This is a genomic window from Limnohabitans sp. 2KL-51 (assembly GCF_003063645.1).
Lineage (GTDB): Bacteria > Pseudomonadota > Gammaproteobacteria > Burkholderiales > Burkholderiaceae_C > Limnohabitans_A.
Map to the genome: position 1 here is coordinate 17276 of NZ_NESJ01000011.1, position 19894 is coordinate 37169.

The 19894-nt window shown below is 59.0% G+C and carries 20 protein-coding genes and 1 tRNA gene; 12 read left to right on the plus strand and 9 right to left on the minus strand.

What is annotated here, in order from left to right:
• Window positions 1-176: 176 nt before the first annotated feature.
• The 6 genes from ispC to rpsB form a co-directional block, all read right to left on the minus strand.
• Complete coding sequence (ispC, locus tag B9Z49_RS12605; protein ID WP_108353807.1) at window positions 177-1370, minus strand: 1-deoxy-D-xylulose-5-phosphate reductoisomerase; 1194 nt, start codon at window positions 1368-1370, stop codon at window positions 177-179.
• A 16-nt stretch (window positions 1371-1386) separates the two neighbouring features.
• On the minus strand, window positions 1387-2235 hold the full coding sequence (locus B9Z49_RS12610; RefSeq protein ID WP_108353808.1) for a phosphatidate cytidylyltransferase: 849 nt from the start codon (window positions 2233-2235) through the stop codon (window positions 1387-1389).
• 73 nt (window positions 2236-2308) lie between these two features.
• Entirely contained in the window at window positions 2309-2869 is a 561-nt protein-coding gene (gene frr, locus B9Z49_RS12615) for a ribosome recycling factor (RefSeq protein ID WP_108353809.1), read from the minus strand.
• Between the two features lie 24 nt (window positions 2870-2893).
• Window positions 2894-3616 (minus strand): UMP kinase, encoded by a 723-nt coding sequence (gene pyrH / locus B9Z49_RS12620; RefSeq protein ID WP_108353810.1) that lies wholly within the window; start codon window positions 3614-3616, stop codon window positions 2894-2896.
• Between the two features lie 60 nt (window positions 3617-3676).
• The gene (gene tsf, locus B9Z49_RS12625; RefSeq protein ID WP_108353811.1) at window positions 3677-4570 is read right to left on the minus strand and encodes a translation elongation factor Ts; all 894 of its coding nucleotides are present in this window, start codon (window positions 4568-4570) and stop codon (window positions 3677-3679) included.
• A 78-nt stretch (window positions 4571-4648) separates the two neighbouring features.
• Window positions 4649-5398, minus strand: coding sequence for a 30S ribosomal protein S2 (gene rpsB / locus B9Z49_RS12630; RefSeq protein WP_108353812.1), 750 nt, complete (start codon window positions 5396-5398; stop codon window positions 4649-4651).
• Window positions 5399-5622: 224 nt separating this feature from the next.
• Between rpsB and B9Z49_RS12635 the strand changes: the two genes are divergently transcribed.
• On the plus strand, window positions 5623-6978 hold the full coding sequence (locus B9Z49_RS12635; RefSeq protein ID WP_108353813.1) for an amidase: 1356 nt from the start codon (window positions 5623-5625) through the stop codon (window positions 6976-6978).
• Between the two features lie 4 nt (window positions 6979-6982).
• Window positions 6983-8473: an NAD(P)H-hydrate dehydratase gene (locus B9Z49_RS12640; RefSeq protein ID WP_108353814.1), complete on the plus strand. Its 1491-nt coding sequence runs from the start codon at window positions 6983-6985 to the stop codon at window positions 8471-8473.
• 14 nt (window positions 8474-8487) lie between these two features.
• Here B9Z49_RS12640 and rnr read toward each other — a convergent pair whose 3' ends face one another.
• A complete protein-coding gene (gene rnr / locus B9Z49_RS12645; RefSeq protein WP_199225054.1) occupies window positions 8488-10731 on the minus strand; it encodes a ribonuclease R in 2244 nt (747 codons plus the stop codon).
• Window positions 10732-10782: 51 nt separating this feature from the next.
• Between rnr and B9Z49_RS12650 the strand changes: the two genes are divergently transcribed.
• Window positions 10783-10867, plus strand: a tRNA-Leu gene (locus B9Z49_RS12650).
• A gap of 141 nt (window positions 10868-11008) precedes the next feature.
• Here the strand turns inward: B9Z49_RS12650 and rimO are convergent.
• The gene (rimO, locus tag B9Z49_RS12655; RefSeq protein ID WP_108353816.1) at window positions 11009-12406 is read right to left on the minus strand and encodes a 30S ribosomal protein S12 methylthiotransferase RimO; all 1398 of its coding nucleotides are present in this window, start codon (window positions 12404-12406) and stop codon (window positions 11009-11011) included.
• 57 nt (window positions 12407-12463) lie between these two features.
• Window positions 12464-12967, minus strand: a complete 504-nt coding sequence (phaR, locus tag B9Z49_RS12660) for a polyhydroxyalkanoate synthesis repressor PhaR (protein WP_233254620.1) — start codon at window positions 12965-12967, stop codon at window positions 12464-12466.
• A gap of 294 nt (window positions 12968-13261) precedes the next feature.
• Between phaR and B9Z49_RS12665 the strand changes: the two genes are divergently transcribed.
• From B9Z49_RS12665 to tolA, 9 genes are read left to right on the plus strand one after another with little or no spacing between them, the layout of a single operon-like run.
• Window positions 13262-13900 (plus strand): riboflavin synthase, encoded by a 639-nt coding sequence (locus B9Z49_RS12665; RefSeq protein ID WP_108353818.1) that lies wholly within the window; start codon window positions 13262-13264, stop codon window positions 13898-13900.
• Window positions 13897-15024, plus strand: coding sequence for a bifunctional 3,4-dihydroxy-2-butanone-4-phosphate synthase/GTP cyclohydrolase II (ribBA, locus tag B9Z49_RS12670; RefSeq protein ID WP_108353819.1), 1128 nt, complete (start codon window positions 13897-13899; stop codon window positions 15022-15024). Before B9Z49_RS12665 ends, ribBA begins: the two co-directional genes overlap by 4 nt.
• A gap of 2 nt (window positions 15025-15026) precedes the next feature.
• Entirely contained in the window at window positions 15027-15533 is a 507-nt protein-coding gene (gene ribH, locus B9Z49_RS12675; protein ID WP_108353820.1) for a 6,7-dimethyl-8-ribityllumazine synthase, read from the plus strand.
• Window positions 15533-16057, plus strand: coding sequence for a transcription antitermination factor NusB (gene nusB, locus B9Z49_RS12680; RefSeq protein WP_108353821.1), 525 nt, complete (start codon window positions 15533-15535; stop codon window positions 16055-16057). The genes ribH and nusB overlap by 1 nt, the downstream gene beginning before the upstream one ends.
• 19 nt (window positions 16058-16076) lie before the next feature.
• Complete coding sequence (locus tag B9Z49_RS12685) at window positions 16077-17264, plus strand: pyridoxal phosphate-dependent aminotransferase (RefSeq protein ID WP_108353822.1); 1188 nt, start codon at window positions 16077-16079, stop codon at window positions 17262-17264.
• Entirely contained in the window at window positions 17261-17707 is a 447-nt protein-coding gene (locus B9Z49_RS12690) for a YbgC/FadM family acyl-CoA thioesterase (protein WP_233254613.1), read from the plus strand. Before B9Z49_RS12685 ends, B9Z49_RS12690 begins: the two co-directional genes overlap by 4 nt.
• The gene (gene tolQ / locus B9Z49_RS12695; protein ID WP_108353823.1) at window positions 17704-18408 is read left to right on the plus strand and encodes a protein TolQ; all 705 of its coding nucleotides are present in this window, start codon (window positions 17704-17706) and stop codon (window positions 18406-18408) included. The genes B9Z49_RS12690 and tolQ overlap by 4 nt, the downstream gene beginning before the upstream one ends.
• Before the next feature lie 12 nt (window positions 18409-18420).
• Window positions 18421-18840, plus strand: a complete 420-nt coding sequence (locus B9Z49_RS12700) for a biopolymer transporter ExbD (protein WP_108353824.1) — start codon at window positions 18421-18423, stop codon at window positions 18838-18840.
• 11 nt (window positions 18841-18851) lie between these two features.
• Complete coding sequence (gene tolA, locus B9Z49_RS12705; protein ID WP_233254614.1) at window positions 18852-19826, plus strand: cell envelope integrity protein TolA; 975 nt, start codon at window positions 18852-18854, stop codon at window positions 19824-19826.
• Window positions 19827-19894 lie beyond the last annotated feature (68 nt).

The window sequence follows — 19894 nt, forward strand, 5'->3', positions numbered from 1 at the left end:
TTTGAAAATGAGGCTTTGAAAACCGGATCCAAATTCACAATCAGGCAACAGCAAGGCGGACGGCTCGATTGGCCTTGGTGTTTTGACTTGTCAATTAAAACAGGCCAAAAACATCAAAAGATAATACATCAGTACAGGCCTGGGGCCATCCCACACGTCCCAACACATTTGTTCTTTCATGAAAGACGGGACAGGTTTTTTTCAGCCTCTTGGCGACTGCGCGAATCCAGGGTCAACAAGTCATCCAGACACTCAGGTGGATTACACACCAAACTGTCCAGGGTAGCGCGGTTGAGTTCATGGATTTGGTCAAAGCGGATGCGCTTGTTCAGGAAAGCCTCCACAGCCACTTCGTTGGCCGCGTTCAATATGGCACAGCTGCCCGGCGCACCACGCAAGGTCTCCCATGCCAGGCGCAAACCGGGAAAACGCAGCACATGCTCTGGCTCATCCATGGCTTCGAAAGTCATGGCAGCCAGGGAATGGAAGTCCAGCGCTGCGGCACCTGACTCGATGCGCTCTGGCCAACTCAGGCCATAGGCAATGGGTACGCGCATGTCGGGCGTGCCCAGTTGCGCCACCACCGAATGGTCGCGGTACTGCACCATGGAATGGATGACGCTTTGGGGATGAATGACCACCTCCAGCTGATCGGGCAAGAGGCCAAACAAATAACGCGCTTCGATCACCTCCAGGGCCTTGTTCATCATGGTGGCCGAATCCACGGAAATTTTCCGACCCATGACCCAATTGGGATGTGCGCAGGCCTGCTCGGGCGTGACATCCCTGAATGTGCGGGGGTCGCGGGTGCGAAACGGACCGCCCGAGGCAGTAAGTATGATCTTTTGAACGCGCCGCTGCCAGCTCGAAGGGTCCTCGGGCAGGGACTGGAAAATGGCCGAATGCTCGCTGTCAATCGGCAGCAGCAAAGCCCCACCATCTCGCACGGCCTGCATGAAAACCTCTCCGCCCACCACCAAGGCCTCTTTGTTGGCCAACATCAAGCGTTTGCCGGCGCGAGCGGCTGAGATGCAGGGCGACAAACCTGCCGCGCCCACAATCGCGGCCATCACGGCATCGACCTGCGGGGCAGCCGCCACTTCGTCCAAGGCTGCAGCGCCCCAACGCACTTGAACGGGCAAGCCTTCAGCCTGCACCCGTTCGGCCAGCTGGCGGCCTGCGGACTCTTGCACCATCACCGCCACATCAGGCTTGAATCGCGCACACTGGGCCAGCATCAGATCCACCTGACTGGATGCGGTCAGGGCGTGGATGCGGTATTGGTCAGGATGGCGACTGAGCACATCGAGCGTGCTCGTTCCAATGGATCCGGTCGAGCCCAAAATCGTGATGCATTGTTGTTTGTTCATGCCAGAGTTCTCCACATCAAATCCACGCCACAAGCATCATGGCCAAGGGCAAAGTCGGCAACAAAGCGTCTACCCGGTCGAGCACACCACCATGACCGGGCAACAAGCCCGAGCTGTCTTTCATGCCCGCACTGCGCTTGACCAAGGACTCCACCAAATCACCGACCACGCTCATGGCCGACATGAAAAGCAAAGCAGGCACGGCCACTCCAATGCCCCGGGCCCATAACAGAGTGAAAAAACTGGTTGAGCTTGGGGCCTGGATCTGGTCAAAAATGATCCAGAGCCAAGACACCGCAAAGACCCCCAGGACGCCACCGAACACACCTTCCCAACTTTTGCCGGGACTGATCGTGGGGGCCAACTTGACAGCAAAGATCCGCCCGCCAAGGGTACGTCCAAAGAAATAGGCAAACACATCGGCCGCCCAGACCAAGGCCAACACCGACAACAAAAAGTTTACGCCGCGCTGGTGCGCTTGGGCCAAGGCCAACCAAGCCAAGGCCAGCAAAAACAAACCCGTCCACCAACGCACAGATTGAGGCCATAGCGCCCAACCAGACACGCCTCGTTGGACCATCCAGGCGCCCAGCAAGACCCAACTGGACCCAGCCAAAAGCCAAAGCAGTGGCGGGGTGGATTCCAGCCAACCGGCCACAGTTGCCATCGCACAAACGAAGACACACACCACAGCCCCAAGCCAAGCTTGCACAGGCCTCACGCCATTGAGCCGCCCCCACTCCCAAGCCCCTGCAGCAATCAGAACCACCGTCAACACCATGAAGGGCCAAGAATGGGACGCAAACAACGCAGGCAGCAGCAGGGCCAGCAGGGCAAGTGCAGTGATGACGCGCTGTTTGAGCACGGATTCTCCTGAAAAAAAGGCCGCCTATGGGCGGCCCGTCAGGCCGTGCAATGCCACGGCGCCAGATTCAAAATCAAACTGCCATGATCTCTTGTTCCTTGGCAGTCACCAACTGATCTATCTCTGTCATACGCTTGTCCGTCAGTTTTTGCGTGTCTGCTTCGGCACGCTTTTGATCGTCCTCTGAAGCTTCTTTTTCCTTGACCAATTTCTTCACCGACTCATTCGCATCGCGGCGCAAATTGCGAATCGCAATCTTGCTGTTTTCACCTTCAGTGCGAGCCAACTTGGTCATTTCCTTGCGGCGCTCTTCGCTCATGGGGGGCATGGGCACACGGATCAAATCACCCATGGATGCGGGGTTCAAACCCAATTCGCTTTCGCGAATGGCTTTTTCGATTTTGGCACCCATGCCTTTTTCCCAAGGCTGTACGCTGATGGTTCGCGAATCCATCAAGGACACATTGGCAACTTGCGACAAGGGCACCATCGAGCCGTAATAATCGACATGGATGGTATCGAGCAAGGCGGGATTGGCTCGCCCGGTTCGTATCTTGGTCAAATTGTTTTTGAATGCCGCAATGGACTGGTCCATTTTGGTTTCAGTTGTTTTCTTGATGTCTGCAATGGTCATGGGGTTCTCCTCGTCAGAACGGTGTCAAGCATAAACCAGAGTGCCTTCGTCTTCACCCAGCACCACACGCATCAGGGCACCATTCTTGATGATCGAAAACACCTTAATCGGCAATTTCTGGTCGCGACACAAGGCAAAAGCCGTGGCATCCATGATGCCCAAATTGCGTGAAATGGCCTCGTCGAAGCTGATTTCACTGTATCGCGTGGCAGAGGGATCTTTTTTAGGATCGGCGGTATAGACACCATCTACTTTGGTAGCCTTTAGTACCATCTCGGCTCCGATTTCGGCTCCGCGCAAAGCAGCGGCCGTGTCGGTGGTGAAGAAAGGATTGCCAGTGCCTGCTGCAAACACCACCACCTTGCCCTCTTCCAGGTATTGCAAGGCCTTGGGGCGAACATAAGGCTCTACCACTTGGTCGATGCCGATCGCCGACATGACGCGTGCCGTCAGGCCTGCTTTGTCAAGCGCATCGGCCAGAGCCAGGGAGTTCATCACGGTGGCCAGCATGCCCATGTAATCAGCTGTGGCGCGGTCCATGCCCACAGCCCCGCCAGCGACACCGCGGAAAATGTTACCTCCACCAATAACCACAGCAACCTGAACGCCAAGACGGTTGATCTCGGCAATCTCTTCAGCCATGCGCACGATGGTGGCGCGGTTGATGCCAAAGGCATCGTCCCCCATCAAGGCCTCGCCGGACAGCTTGAGCAAAATGCGCTTAAAGGCTGGCTTGGCTGAAGACATGATGGATTCCTTGAATATCAATGTGGACGATGAAATAGTGACTGAAGGAATGAAGGGGAATCAGGCTGCGCCCTGAGCCGCTGCCACTTGTGCAGCCACTTCAGCGGCGAAGTCGTCAACCTTCTTCTCAATGCCTTCACCGACCACATACAAGGTGAATGCTTTCACGGTTGTACCAGAGGCCTTGAGCATTTGCTCAACGGTTTGCTTGTCATTTTTAACGAAAGACTGATTGAACAAAGAAACTTCTTTCAAGTATTTCTGCACAGAGCCTTCGACCATTTTGGTCACGATGTCTGCAGGCTTGCCGGATTCAGCCGCCTTGGCGGCGGCAACCGAACGTTCTTTTTCGATCAAATCGGCAGGCACTTCAGCGCTGGTCAAAGACACAGGCTTCATGGCGGCCACATGCATGGCAACGTCTTTGGCGGCGGTTTCGTCACCTTCGTACTCAACCAACACGCCAATGCGAGTGCCGTGCAGGTAATTGGCGATCTTGGCACCACCGGCGGCGCGCTTGAAGCGACGGAAGCTCATGTTCTCGCCGATCTTGCCGATCAGGCCTTTGCGAACTTCTTCCAAGGTGGGACCGAAACTGTCCTGGCTGTAAGGCAATGCGCCCAAGGCGGCAAGGTCAGCAGGGTTGTGCTCGGCCACCAATTTGGCAGCGGCGTTGGCCAAAGCCAAAAAGCTGTCGTTTTTGGTCACGAAGTCGGTTTCGCAGTTGACTTCGATCATGGCGCCTGTAGTACCACTCACGAAACTGGTCACCACGCCTTCGGCGGTGACACGCGAAGCGGCCTTGCCAGCTTTGGTACCCAGTTTGACGCGCAACAACTCTTCGGCTTTGGCCATGTCGCCTTCGGCTTCAGTCAATGCTTTTTTGCACTCCATCATGGGGGCGTCGGTTTTTGCGCGCAGTTCGGCGACCATGCTTGCGGTAATTACAGCCATTTGATTTCTCCGTATTCAGTCTTCAAGTCAAATTAAAAAAAAGGGGCCACGAAGCCCCTTTCATAGAGTCGCAGCAACTCAGGCAGAAGCGTTGGCTTCTTCGACGAATTCGTCATTGCCTTCAGTCACAGCCTTGACCACGTCGTTGACCGCATTGGCGCGGCCTTCGATGATGGCGTCAGCGATGCCGCGGGCGTACAAAGCCACAGCCTTGGCCGAGTCGTCATTACCTGGGATGATGTAGTCGATGCCTTCGGGCGAGTGGTTGGAGTCCACCACACCGATCAATGGAATGCCCAGTTTCTTGGCTTCCGAGATGGCGATTTTGTGGTAACCGACGTCGATCACGAAAATCGCATCAGGCAAAGCTGCCATGTCCTGGATGCCGCCGATGTCCTTTTCGAGCTTTTCCATCTCGCGTTTGAACATCAACTGCTCTTTTTTGCTCAGGCTGTCGAGGCCGACTTCTTGCTGAGCCTTCATGTCCTTCAGACGCTTGATCGAGGTCTTGACGGTTTTGAAGTTGGTCAACATCCCGCCCAACCAGCGCTGGTCAACGAAAGGAACGCCTGCGCGCTGGGCTTCAGCCGACACCAGATCGCGGGCCTGGCGCTTGGTGCCTACCATCAAAATGGTGCCACGGTTAGCCGACAGTTGCTTGGCGAACTTGATAGCATCCTGGAACATCGGCAGCGATTTTTCCAGGTTGATGATGTGAATTTTGTTGCGGTGACCGAAGATGAAAGGGGCCATCTTGGGGTTCCAGAAGCGGGTTTGGTGACCAAAGTGGACACCGGCTTCAAGCATTTCGCGCATGGTAACGGACATAAAAATACTCCAAAGGTTGGGTCTAAAATCCAGTCCACTCATTGCGCACAGCCAAAAAGACTGCTCGCAACACCTTGTCGGGACGGATTCGCGGATGAACTTTGCTTGCGCGTGAAAACACTGATTTGGCTTCATGTTGGTCATGACACCCAAAAGACAACTGTCGCGCTCTGCAAAGCCTTAGGATTATAGCATCCTGACTCTGCCAAAGCGGCCCTAATCCCATGAAAGCTGACCTGATCGCCACCCGACAAGCCATACAGGCTGGATCCACAACCGTCCAAGCAGCCGCACAAGCATGCCTGGCCGTGGCGCAAAGCCCAGCCTGCAAGCATGGCTTCATGCAACTGACTCCCGATGCGCTGCAGCGCACAGCCAGCCATCCGCAAGTGGGGAAAAGCCCGCTCGCGGGCCTCGCGGTGTCTATCAAAGACCTGTTTGACATCCAAGGGCAAATCACCCAGGCGGGCTCGATCGTTCTGAAAAATCAGCCGCCGGCTCAAACAGACTGCCTGGCCGTGGCGCGTTTGCGGGCCGCAGGTGCAGGCCTGATCGGGCGCACCAACATGGTCGAATTTGCCTTCTCCGGCATAGGCACCAACCCCCACCACGGCACCCCTGCCGCATGGGACGGGCTGTACGACCAAGCCGTCGGTGGCCCCGGGCAGCCCCATGCGCCCGGCGGCTCCAGCTCGGGCGCGGCCGTGTCGGTGGCCACGGGTGCCGCCTTCATCGGTCTGGGCTCGGACACGGGCGGCTCCATCCGGGTGCCCGCCGCCTTGAATGGCATTGTTGGATTCAAGAACACAGCCCGCCTGGTGCCCACCCAAGGTGCCCTACCCCTGTCCACAACGCTGGACACCGTGTGCGCCATGACGCGCACCGTGAGAGACGCGATTTTGGCCCACGAAGTGCTCTCTGCCAGACACGTCCCCGCGGGGCAGCGGCCCCTTTCCGGCTACCGCTTGGCGGTGGTCAAGAGCTTGATGCAAGACGGCATGGACGCGACCGTGTCGCGTGCTTTCGAGCAGAGTCTGAACACGCTGCGGGCTGCGGGTGCGCGCATCGATGAGATCGCCCTGACCGAGCTGAACGGGTTGGCCCCCATGATGAGCACCGGCGGTTTCAGTCCGGCCGAGGGCTTTGCCTGGCACCGCGAATGGCTCGACCGGGACAGTGCCCGCTACGACCCCCGCGTCCTGCAGCGCCTGATGCGCGGCTCAGACATGAAGGCCTACGAGTACATGGATTTGGTGGAGGCACGTCGGCAATGGATTCGCAGCGTGGAAACTGAATTGGTGGGTTACGACGCCGTGCTTTCGCCCACCACCCCCATCACCGGTCCTAAGATCAGCGATGTGGCGCCGGGCGCTGAGCGCGACGCCGAGTTCTTCCGCATCAACGGTCTGCTGCTGCGCAACACCAGCGTGGTCAACACCCTGGATGGTTGCGGCATTTCCCTGCCCTGCCATGCGCCTGGCACTTTGCCGGTGGGTCTGATGGCTTGGCATGCCGCCATGCACGACGACACCATCTTGCAACTGTCCTTGTTGCTTGAGCCCTTGTTGCAAAAGCACTGAAACCATGCAAAAGCTGTGCAGTTCATCCTTGTGGCCTGTTTATGGGCTAGATGCGCTGCGTCAGCTTGAACACCACTTGCAGTCCGGCAGCCCACGCCCTTTGATGCAGCTGGCGGGCCTGGCCGCTGCGCAACTGGCCTTGGCCATCGCCCCCCATGCCCAGCGCATCTGGGTCGCCGCAGGCCCTGGCAACAACGGAGGCGACGGCCTGGAAGCCGCCTTGCAATTGCACCAATGGGGCAAGCAGGTTCTCGTCAGCTGGATGGGCTCAACGGCACATACTTCTCCCGATGTCCTCCTGGCCTGGCAACGGGCCAGCGCTGCAGGTGTCGCCCTCCAATCTGCTGTACCAGAGGCTTGGGCAAAGAACATGAATGACCAGGATTTGTGCATTGACGCACTGCTGGGCCTGGGGGCCAATCGGGCACTTGGGCCTGAAATGCAAGCCTGCGTGCAGGCCATCCAAAAGTTCCCCGGTCAGGTGCTGGCGCTCGACGGCCCGACAGGACTGAACCTGGAAAACGGGCAATGGATGGGCAGCTCCGATGCCCAAACGGTGGCGGTGCGCGCCGACCACACACTGACCTTCATCGCCGCCAAACCCGGTCTTTTCATGGGCCATGGACGCGACGCTTGCGGCCACATCTGGCTGGACGACTTGGGCCACAGGGCAAATGACAGCGATGTGCCGCCACAAGCCTGGCTGAATGCGGCTTACGCACCTCCCGTCAAAAGCCACGCCAGCCACAAAGGCAGCCATGGCGATGTGGCGGTGATCGGTGGTGAGCCCATGGCCTTGAGGGGTATGGGCATGACCGGGGCCGCCGTGTTGGCCGCCACCGCCGCACTGCATGCCGGTGCGGGCCGAGTGATTTTGAGCTTGCTGTCGGGACAAGCCATAGATCATGCGCCGCCCGACCTGATGCAACGAGACTGGCAGCGGCTGGACCTGGAGCAGCTGCATGTGGTCTGCGGTTGCGGGGGCGGCGAAGCCATCCGTGCGCGCATGCCCGAGGTGCTCCAGCGCAGCGCGCAATTGGCGCTGGACGCCGATGGCTTGAACGCTGTGGCAGATGATCCCGGACTTCAAAACTTGCTGCGCCAAAGGGCAGAACTGAAACCCACCGTCATCACCCCTCACCCGCTGGAGGCGGCCAGGCTTTTGAAAACCAGCACCGCTCAGGTGCAAAGCAACCGACTCCAAGCTGCGCAAAATTTGGCCACCTTGTTTCACTGCACCGTGGTGCTCAAGGGTTCGGGCTCGGTGATCGCTGCAACCGGACAGACCAGTCGCATCAACACCTCGGGCAATGGCAGGCTGGCCACTGGCGGCACAGGCGATGTGCTGGCGGGCTTGGTCGGCGCCCGCATGGCTCAAGGCTTGGGGCCATTTGAAGCCGCCTGCTGCGCAGTGGCGCAGCACGGTCAGCTGGCCAATAACTGGCCAGCCGAATTGCCACTGACCGCCAGCGCCATGGCACAGCACCTGCGCTGAATAAAAGCCGTGCCTTAGCGGCGCGGCTTGGTGCTGCGGGACCCTTTTTTCTTGGCGGCAGCCTTTTTCACCGAGGCTTTCAGGGCTTGGATCGGAGACCGGTTGCGCTCAGCATCGGCCAGACGACGATCTTGAGCGCCACGCTTTTTGTCGCGCCCGCCTTCAGCTGGTGCAGACAACCCCTTGTCACGCATGGCGCGCAGCACCAGATCGTCACCCGGATGAACCAAGCGAAAATCAATTTTTCGGCCATCCAAATCCACCCGGCTGACCTGCACCTGCACCCGACTGCCAATGGCATAACGGATACCCGTGCGCTCACCGCGCAACTCTTGGCGCAACTCGTCAAAGCGGTAGTACTCGCCACCCAGCTCGGTGATATGCACCAGGCCTTCCACATACAAAGCGTCCAAAGTCACGAAGATGCCGAAGCTGGTGGCCGCCGACACCACACCACTGTATTCCTCGCCCAAGTGCTCGCGCATATATTTGCACTTGAGCCAGGCTTCTACATCGCGGCTGGCCTCGTCCGCGCGGCGTTCGTTGGCGCTGCAATGCAGGCCAGCAGCCTCCCAAGCACGTTGGTCGGCGGCCGACATGCGCACCCGTGGCGCAGACGACTCGGGCGCATCACCCTTGGCCGCGCGGCTTTTTTCAAGCCGTTTGCTCAGCTTGGCATGCGCCTCGCCAGGCACTGGCAAGCTGGGCAGCGAGTATTTGCGGCCCAGCAAAATCGCCTTGATGACTCGGTGCACCAACAAATCTGGGTAACGCCGGATAGGGCTGGTGAAATGAGTGTAAGCCTCATAGGCCAGACCAAAGTGCCCGCTGTTCACAGGCGTATAAATGGCTTGCTGCATAGAGCGCAGCAGCATGGTGTGGATTTGCTGCGCATCCGGACGGTCCTTGGTCGCTTGCGCGATCTTCTGAAACTCGCTGGTGTGCGGGTCATCGCTGATGCTTAGCCCCAAGCCCAAGGCCTTGAGGTAATTGCGCAAGATGTCTTTTTTCTCGGCTGTGGGGCCTTCGTGCACCCGGAACAAGCCAGGGTGCTTGCCCTGCTGAATGAAGTCGGCGCTGCAGACATTGGCCGCCAGCATGGCCTCTTCGATCAGGCGGTGCGCTTCGTTGCGCACACGCGGGACAATTTTTTCTATGCGGCCACTCTCGTCGCAAACGATTTGTGTTTCGGTGGTCTCGAAGTCCACGGCACCGCGCACCGCACGCGAAGCCAGCAGCGCTTTGTAAACGTCTTGCAGGTTCATCAGGTCGGTGACGCGCTCCTTGCGCTTGGCCGCTTCTGGCCCGCGCGTGTTCCCTAAAATGGCGGCCACTTCGGTGTACGTGAAACGCGCATGGCTGTGCATCACAGCCGGGTAAAACTGGTAGGCATGCACATCGCCCTTGGCATTGACCAACATGTCACACACCATGCACAAACGGTCCACATCGGGGTTCAATGAGCACAAGCCGTTGGACAATTTCTCAGGCAGCATCGGAATCACACGGCGCGGAAAATACACGCTGGTGGCCCGGTCATAAGCGTCGATATCGATGGCGCTACCCGTTTGCACATAGTGGCTCACGTCGGCAATCGCCACCAGCAAACGCCAGCCCTTAGCGGGGCCGACTTTGGCAGGTTCGCAATAAACCGCATCGTCAAAGTCACGCGCGTCTTCGCCATCGATCGTGACCAAAGGCACATCGCGCAAATCCACCCGGTCCTTGCGGTCCTTGGCCAGCACCTTGTCGGGCAAGCCCTTCGCTTGGTCAACGCACAGGGCAGAGAATTCATGCGGCACGCTGTATTTGCGCACGGCGATTTCGATCTCCATGCCAGGGTCGTCGATTTCGCCTAACACCTCTTTCACGCGGCCCACGGGCTGTCCAAACAAGGCAGGCGGCTCGGTCAACTCGACCACCACCACCTGGCCCGGCTTGGCCGTGCCCGTAGCACCTTTGGGGATCATCACGTCCTGGCCGTAGCGCTTGTCTTCAGGCGCCACCAGCCACAAACCGCCTTCGTGCAGCAAACGGCCAATGATCGGTTGCTCAGGGCGTTCGACAATCTCGACCACTCGCCCTTCCGGGCGACCTTTGCGGTCCTGACGAACGATGCACACCTTGACGCGGTCGCGGTGCAAGACCGCACGCATTTCATTGGACGACAAGTAAATGTCCGACTCACCATCATCACGGATCAAAAATCCATGACCATCACGGTGGCCTTGAACACTGCCAACAATTTCTTCCAGCATTGCACTGGGTTGAGCTATTTTTTTGATATACAATCCTTTGATCCCTGAGGCGCCCAGATGGCGGAATTGGTAGACGCACTAGTTTCAGGTACTAGCGAGTAACATCGTGGAGGTTCGAGTCCTCTTCTGGGCACCAATCTTATCCCGTACGATAGGTTATAGACTGAGCAAGCCGTTGATTTCTGATCAACGGCTTTTTTGTTGCCCGCTGCAAACCCACACACAGCACGGTGCACGCCGACAGCCCAATGGCTGCACCACATACCTCCTAGCCACGTCAAACGGGAACTCCCACCAAATCGTGGCCTTCCACGCTCACAATGCGGGCCCGAGTGAACTCACCCACTTTGAGGGTCTTGCTCAGCTTTTCAGGCGGCAACAAGCGCACGACGCCATCTATCTCGGGCGCATCACCAAAACTTCGGCCCACGCCACCACGACGGCCCATGGCCGGCGCGCTGTCCACCAAAACCTGCATGGTGGAACCCACACGCTGGTGCAAGCGGATAATCGACACCTCTTCGGCCACCGCCATGAAGCGGGCACGGCGCTCTTCGCGCAGCGCTTCGGGCAACATGCCCGGCAAATCATTGGCCGTGGCCCCCTTCACGGGGCTGTAGGCAAAGCAACCTGCGCGATCAATCTGCGCTTCGCGCAAAAAGCCCAGCAGGTGCTCGAATTCTTCTTCGGTCTCCCCCGGGAAGCCCGCGATGAAGGTGCTGCGAATCACCAGCTCGGGGCACAGTTCGCGCCAGCGCTGGATGCGCTCCAAGTTCTTCTCGCCGCTGGCCGGACGCTTCATGCGCTTGAGCACATCGGGGTGGCTGTGCTGAAAAGGCACGTCCAGATAAGGCAACACCAAGCCCTGCACCATCAAAGGGATGATGTCGTCCACGCTCGGGTAGGGGTAGACGTAGTGCAAACGCACCCAAGCATCGTGTTCGCGGGCCATCTCGCCCAATGCTTGCACCAACTCGAGCATGCGGGTTTTGACCGGCTTGCCGTCCCAAAAACCCGTGCGGTACTTCACATCCACCCCATAGGCCGAGGTGTCTTGGCTGATGACGAGCAGCTCTTTCACACCGCCTGCAAACAAGGCTTTGGCTTCTTTGAGCACATCACCAATTGGGCGCGAGACCAGGTCTCCGCGCATGGAGGGAATGATGCAAAAAGTGCAGCGGTGGTTGCAGCCTTCGCTGATTTTCAAGTAAGCATAGTGTCGAGGTGTGAGCTTGAGGCCCGCCTCGCCAAAACCACCCGGCACCAAATCCAGAAACGGGTCGTGGGGCTTGGGCAAATGTGTGTGCACCGCGTCCATCACCTCTTGCGTGGCGTGCGGCCCCGTCACCGCCAGCACGCTGGGGTGCATTTCCAGCACCATGTTGCCGCCACCCTCGCCTGTTTTGGCACCCAGGCAACCGGTCACGATGACCTTGCCGTTTTCGCTCAGTGCCTCGGCGATGGTGTCCAGGCTTTCCTTGATGGCTTCGTCAATGAACCCACAGGTGTTGACGATGACCAGATCAGCGCCTACAAAGGTTTTGGAGGTTTGGTAACCCTCGGCGCTCAATTGCGTCAGGATCAGTTCAGAATCGGTCAGTGCCTTGGGGCAGCCCAGGCTGACAAAACCCACTTTAGGGGTCGGGAGGGGGGCAGTTACGGTCATTTCACTCATCCCTCCATTGTCCCCGCAAAAACGACCGGCCTGTGACAAAACGGCATATTGCCCTTCTTATGTCTTCAAACCCATCGCGCCCAAAAACTGATCGGTATTTTTCTGAAGCTGTTTTTGCACCTGCTCTTGCATTTGCGCCATGACGGTTTGGGAGGGATCGGCAAGTCCTGAAAACATGTTTTGCATCAGCGGCGTCTGCCACTTCATGAACTGGTTCCAAACTTCGGGGCTTAGGGTCGGGCTGGATTGGCCCAGTTTGCTTTGCCAGTCCATGAAGGACTGAACGTGGTTTTCCAGATAGGAACCCATGTGTCCCTGCATGGCATGGCCATAAAAACGGATGATGTTGGACAAGACAGCTTCGCTGAACATGGGCACCCCCGCAGACTCCTCCTCCAAAATAATCTGCAACAAAATGGAACGCGTCAGGTCTTCACCGGTTTTGGCGTCGACCACCAACAAGGGCTCAGAGGTCATGACCAGTTTTTTCAGCTCGGACAAGGTCACGTAACTGGACGTCTGCGTGTCGTACAAGCGGCGGTTAGGGTATTTTTTAATGATCCGAGAAACCGATTGTGGCGTTTCGGGTCTGCTGGCCGTCTTCTTGGACCGGGCGGTCTTTGTGGTTTGGGACGATTGAACTGGAGATTTGGCCGGCAAAGAAAACTCCTGGTGGCAGGCAGCCTATGAAAAATCTGCTGCAATGCACCATTCTAGGCACACACTTTGGGGCTTGTCGCCTTGGTTAACCCTGAGCTTTTCGAGAGTCACGTCAGAGCCAGACACCTTGGACTGCGAGGATTTTTGTTGTGCCTCCTGCCGATTCACTCTCTTTACCTGCGAAAATAGACAGTTATGTTCACCGGAATCATCACCGGCGTGGGGCGAATCGTCGCCATCCACGACCTGGGTCGCTCTTTACACCACGGCAAGCGCCTCACCATCGAGGCACCCGCCGGGTACCTTGACGATGTCGGCCTGGGCGACAGCATCGCCCTGAACGGAGCTTGCATGACCGTCACCACCTTCAGCCCTGAGAGCCGCCAGTTCACCATCGACATCTCTGCTGAATCGCTTGACAAAACCAGCGGCTTGGACCAACAGGGCACCGTTAACCTCGAAAAAGCGCTCCGTGCCCATGACCGATTGGGTGGGCACATCGTTTCGGGCCACGTCGACGGCGTTGGACACATCAGCCACTTCGAACAGATTGGCGAAAGCTGGGAATTGCGCGTACTGGCACCGCACACCTTGGCCAAATACCTCGCCTACAAAGGCTCGATCACCGTCAACGGTGTGAGCCTCACGGTCAACAGCGTCACCGACCTGACCGCAGGTTGCGAAATCAGCATCAACCTGATCCCGCACACCGTGGACAACACCGCCCTGGGCAGCCTCAAAACGGGCAGCCGGGTCAACCTCGAAATCGACACCGTGGCCCGTTACGTGGAGCGCATGCTCAGCGCTGGCCTGATCCAGAAAGACACCCCATGAACGCCCCCGAGCAACTGACCCCCGTGGCGATCTCCCCCGTTGAAGAGATCGTGGCCGAAATGAAAGCCGGTCGCATCGTGATCCTGGTGGACGAAGAAGACCGTGAAAACGAAGGCGATCTGGTCTTGGCGTCTGACCATGTCACGCCCGAAGCCATCAACTTCATGGCCCGTTTTGGCCGGGGCCTGATTTGCCTCACGCTCACCCGCGAGCGCTGCGAATTTTTGAAACTCCCGCCCATGGCGGCGCGCAACGGCACCGTCTACAGCACGGCCTTCACCGTGTCCATCGAAGCCGCCGAAGGCGTGACCACCGGCATCTCGGCTGCTGACCGCGCCAAGACGGTGCAAGTGGCAGTGGCCAAGGGCAGCCAAGCCACCGACCTGGTGCAACCCGGTCACATCTTCCCGCTGCAAGCTGTTGACGGCGGTGTGCTCATGCGTGCAGGCCACACCGAAGCCGGTTGCGACCTGGCCGCCATGGCTGGTTGCAGCGCCTCGTCGGTGATCTGCGAGATCATGAAGGACGACGGCACCATGGCCCGTCTACCGGACTTGCAAATCTTCGCGGCCGAGCACGGCCTCAAGATAGGTACGATTGCCGACCTGATCGAGCACCGCAGCCGCAACGAGTCGCTGGTTGAACGCATTGGTAGCCGCCCACTTCAAACTGCGCACGGCGAGTTCACCGCCCATGCCTTCCGTGACCAAACCAACCTGGCTGTGCACCTGGCCCTGGTCAAAGGCCAATGGTTGCCCGAATCGGAAGTGGCCGTGCGCGTGCACGAGCCACTCTCGGTGCTCGACGCCCTGGAAGTCAACCGGGCTATGCACTCCTGGAGCCTGGACGCCAGCTTAAAATACATCAACTCCCAAGGCTGCGGTGTGGCCGTGCTGCTCAACTGCGGCGAATCGGCAGACCAACTGCTGGCCCAGTTTGAAGGCCGTGCCCGTTCGGCCCAAGCCCCTGAGCGCGGCAAGATGGACTTGCGCACCTACGGTGTGGGCGCGCAAATCTTGCGCGAATGCGGCGTGAATAAAATGCGCCTCATGGGCAACCCGCGGCGCATGCCCAGCATGACCGGTTACGGCCTCGAAATCACCGCTTACATTCCCAAGGAATAAACATGCTCGACGCCAACAAAGGCCAGGCTGAAGAACTCGACGGCCAATTTCTGCACATCGGCATCGTTCAGGCCCGCTTCAACGAAGACATCACCAATGCTTTGGCCAAGGCATGCATCGAAGAACTCGAAGCCCTGGGCGTGACCAGCATCGACCACGTCATGGTGCCGGGCGCCCTGGAAGTGCCCGTGGCCTTGCAAGCTATGGCTGAGCGTGCCGAATACGACGCCTTGATTGCGCTGGGTTGCATCATCCGCGGTGAGACTTACCACTTTGAATTGGTGGCTAACGAGTCCGGCGCCGGTGTCAGCCGCGTGTCCCTCGACTACAACCTGCCCATTGCCAACGCCATCTTGACCACCGAAAACCTCGACCAAGCCATCGCCCGCCAAACCGAAAAAGGCCGCGACGCAGCCCGCGTTGCGGTTGAAATGGCCTGCATCATGGACGACCTGGCCGCCGACATGGCCGATTTGGCTGACGACACCGACGAAGAAGACCCAGCCTGATGACCGATTCGACCAGCACGCCCGAAACCGCCAACGAAGGCACACCACCTGCCGCCGTCGGCACGCGCAAGTCCTCGGCCAAGCCTGCACGCAGCCGCTCGCGTGAGTTTGCACTGCAAGCTCTTTACCAGTTCATCGTGGGCCGCAACGAAGCTTCAGACATCGACGTCTTCACCCGCGACCTGTCGGGGTTTCACAAAGCCGACTCGGCCCATTACGACGCCCTGCTCTACGGCTGTATTGACCAAGCCGCCGCCTTGGACGCCCTGATTGCACCCAACCTCGATCGGAAATTTGCAGAAATCTCGCCCATTGAACACGCCATCATGTGGATTGGCGTGTATGAAATGCAGCACTGCCTCGATGTGCCCTGGCGCGTGGTGCTCAACGAATGCATTGAATTGGCCAAAGACTTTGGAGGCACCGACGGGCACAAGTACGTGAATGCCGTGCTGGGTTGCTTGGCGCCCGAATTGCGCAGCGCCGAAGTACAAGCCGACCGCCAATCTGGCCGCGCCAAATAAACCCCACACCCCAGACACCATGCGCATCTCTGAGCGAGCCGAGCGAATCGAACCTTTTTGGGTGATGGAAGTGGCAAAAGCCGCCTCGCAAAAAGCCCGCGAGGTCGCGCACACCGACCGGCCTGTGGTTTTTCTGAACATTGGCGAACCAGACTTCACCGCCCCACCCCTCGTGCAGCAAGCCGCGTTGGCGGTGATCGAGTCGGGCCAGACTCAGTACACACCCGCGCTGGGCCTGGACGCCTTGCGTCAAGCCATCAGCAACTGGTACGCGCAGCGCTTTGGCTTACAGGTGCCCACCAGCCGAATCGTGGTCACGGCGGGCGCTTCTGCGGCTCTGCAACTGGCGTGTCTGGCACTGATTGACCAGGGCGATGAAATCCTCATGCCCGACCCCAGCTACCCCTGCAACCGACACTTTGTGAGCGCAGCCGAAGGCAAGGCCGTGTTGGTGCCCACCACCGCCGAAGAGCGCTTTCAACTCAGCGCCGCCAAAGTGGCCGCCGCCTGGGGGCCGCAAACCCGTGGCGTTTTGCTGGCCTCGCCCTCCAACCCCACCGGCACCTCGATTGACCCGGCCGAGCTGGCGCGCATTGTCGAGGTTGTGCGCAGCCATGGCGGCATCACCCTGATCGACGAGATTTACCTTGGCTTGAGCCACGACGCGCAGTTTGGCCAAAGCGCCCTGGCCCTGGGCGATGACGTCATCAGTATCAACAGCTTCAGCAAATACTTCAACATGACCGGCTGGCGTCTGGGCTGGCTGGTAGTGCCCGAACAGCTCTCGCCCGTGCTAGAGCGCCTGGCGCAAAACCTGTTCATCTGTGCCAGCACCGTGGCGCAACAGGCAGCCCTGGCCTGCTTTGAGCCCGAGAGCCTGGCGGAATACGAACGCCGCCGCGCCGAGTTCAAGGCGCGTCGTGACTATTTTCTGCCGGCCCTGAATGCAATGGGCCTGACGGTCCCTGTGGCCCCCGATGGCGCGTTTTACGCCTGGGCCGACTGCACGGCCGCCTGCCAAAAGCTGGGCCTTAAAGACAGCTGGGACTTTGCCTTTGCCGCGCTGGAACACGCCCATGTGGCCATCACGCCCGGGCGCGACTTTGGCACCGACCAGACCGCCCGTTTTGTGCGATTTTCCACCGCCAACTCGATGGCCGAACTGCAAACCGCCATCGGCCGCCTGAAAGCCTGGTTGCAGTCATGAAGATGCCCATCACCAGCATGAGCCACAGCGTTTTTGAGCACCCGATCCGCATCTATTGGGAAGACACCGACGCAGGCGGCATCGTGTTTTACGCCAACTACCTCAAGTTTTTTGAACGTGCACGCACCGAATGGCTGCGTGCCCTGGGCTTTGGCCAGCAAGTGTTGCGCGACACCTCGGGTGGCATGTTTGTCGTGAGCGAAACCAGCCTCAGATACCATTCGCCAGCCCGCCTGGACGACACCTTGATCGTCACTGCCGAACTGCAAACCGGCGGCAAAGCCAGCCTGACGATTGCCCAGCGCGCCTACTTTCGCACGCCCGGTCAAAATCAAAAAAACGACCGATTGCTTGCCGAGGGTACCATCCGCCTGGGCTGGGTCGACAGCACCACCTTGAAACCCGGCCGCATCCCGGCCCCTGTTCTGGAAGCCCTGAAATGAACCAAGACATGTCCATCGTCTCACTGCTGCTGCACGCCAGTTTTGTGGTCCAGTTGGTGGTGCTGATTTTGCTCTGCATCTCGGTGGCCAGTTGGTCCGCCATCGTGCGCAAAATCACCGCCATCTCACGAATTAAAAGCCTGAACGACGAGTTTGAACGCGTCTTTTGGTCCGGCACCAGCCTGAACGAGCTGTTCAACTCGGCCAGCCAGAATGCCAAACTGTCAGGCCCAATGGAGCGCATTTTTGCCAGCGGCATGCGCGAATACCAAAAACTGCGCGAACGCCGCATCAGTGACGCGGGAACTTTGCTTGACGGCGCACGCCGCGCCATGCGGGCGAGCTTCCAGCGCGAGATGGACATGGCCGAATCGCAACTGGCCTTCCTCGCCTCGGTCGGCTCCATCTCGCCCTATGTGGGTTTATTTGGTACGGTGTGGGGCATCATGCATGCCTTCACCGGCTTGGCCAGCTTGCAGCAGGTCACTCTGGCCGTTGTGGCCCCCGGCATTGCTGAAGCCCTGGTGGCCACCGCCATTGGCTTGTTTGCCGCCATCCCAGCGGTGCTGGCCTACAACCGGTTTTCCCACGACGTAGACCGCATCGCCATCAAGCTCGAAACCTTCATCGAAGAGTTCTCCAACATCCTGCAGCGCAGCCTGGGCTCATCTGGCAGCAGCAGCTCGGCCTCTGGCCATTGATCGGATTGCACTATGCCATCCCCCTCTTCCCGAAACCGCGGTCGCCGTACCATCTCTGAAATCAATATGGTGCCCTTCATCGATGTGATGCTGGTACTGCTGATCATCTTCATGGTCACCGCACCCATGATCACCCCCAGCATGGTCGATTTGCCCAGTGTGGGAAAAGCCGCCAAACAACCTGACCAAGTGGTTCAGGTGGTGATCCAAAAAGACGAGCGACTGAAATTGGTGAGCAACGGCAAGACAGACAGCGCCGCTTTGGGCAGCGTCGCCGCCAGCGTCAAAAGCTTGGTGGGTGACGGCACCAACACCGCTGTGGTCATCAGCGCGGACCGAAGCGTCAAGTATGAAACCGTGGTCAAGGTCATGGACAGCCTGCAGCGTGCGGGCATTGCCCGTGTGGGCCTGTCGGTACAACTGGCACCCTGAAAGTCACCGCCTTGAGCGCCAAACACGCCCCCCATCTGGAGTTCGCCCCCCCGGCTGCGCCGGGCATGGGCCGCGCTTGGGTGGTGGCCGGCATAGCGCACCTGGCCTTGTTCCTGGCCCTGGGCCTGGCCACCGCTTGGAAAACCCAGCCCCAGACCGTGCAAGCCGAAGCCGAACTGTGGTCGGCCGTGCCGCAAGCGGCAGCCCCCAAACTGCAAGAGCCTCCGCCACGGCCACCCGAGCCTGAGCCCAAGCCCGAACCGCTCCCCAAACCGGCACCTCCCCGGCCCGCGCCAGAACCCAAGCCTGACAACAGCCTGCGCGATGCCCAAATTGCGCTCGAAAAGAAAAAAGAAGAAGACAAGAAAAAGCAGGAAGCCGCTGAACGTCAGCGTAAGGCGCTTGAGAAAAAGAAGAAAGAGGCCGAAGAAAAAGCCGCGCAGGACAAAGCCACTAAGGAAAAAGCCCTCAAGGACAAGGCTGCGCAGGAAAAAGCCGCTCAGGAAAAGAAAGAACTGGACAAGAAGAAAGCTGCTGATAATGCCAAGGCCGACGAGGATAAGCGCAAGCAAGAACAAGCCCGGAAAGAGGCCGAGGATAAGGCTGACGCAGCCGTGGCCGAGGCTTTGCGCAAGGAACAAATGCAACGCATGCAAGGCATGGCCGGGGCATCGGGCGGCCCGAACGCCACGGGAACTGCACTCAAATCGTCAGGGCCCTCGGCCAGTTATGCGGGACGACTCGTGGGCCGCATCAAACCCAACATCACCTACCCCGGCGACATGATCGGTAACCCGCGCGCCGAAGTGGAAGTGCGCGTGGCAGCCGACGGCACCATCACCAGCCGCCGCATCGTGCAGTCCAGCGGCAACAAGGCCTGGGACGATGCCGTGCTGCGTGCCATCGACAAAACCGAAATCCTGCCCAAAGACACCGACGGTCGAGTTCCACCCTTGATTGTGCTGGGGTTCCGGCCGCTGGATTGACAAAGAAAAAACGCCTCCATCTTCGCAAGCCTCAACGTCTTGCGTGCAGGGTGGCTTGAACCGCCCCG